At 68.6% G+C, this 290-nt stretch carries 1 pseudogene; it reads left to right on the top strand.

Annotated features, from left to right (window positions below):
* Positions 1-75: 75 nt before the first annotated feature.
* A pseudogene (locus tag EN852_RS39650) lies at positions 76-290 on the top strand (GNAT family N-acetyltransferase); the annotation flags it as partial.

A 290-nucleotide genomic window follows, 5' to 3' on the forward strand; every position in this document is an offset into this window, starting at 1 on the left:
GCGCGGCAACCCGGCGAAGCTTTACGGCGTCGTGACGCCGATCGACGCGCGCGCGATGGAAATCGGTCACGCCCCGTGACGCGTTCCGCCGGCATCAGCGATCAGCCGGTTGCGCTGGAACCCGTCGGCAAGGGCAACCGGGCGGCGATCCTGGCGCTCGAACTGTTGCCGCGGCAGCAGGGATTCGTCGCTTCTAATGCCGAATCGCTGGCGGAGGCCAAGCAGGATGACGAAGCGATCGCCCGGGCCGTGGTCGCCGGCGGGCGCGTCGTCGGATTCCTCATGTACAG

Source organism: Mesorhizobium sp. M2E.F.Ca.ET.209.01.1.1 (assembly GCF_004010375.2).
Classification (GTDB): Bacteria; Pseudomonadota; Alphaproteobacteria; order Rhizobiales; family Rhizobiaceae; genus Mesorhizobium.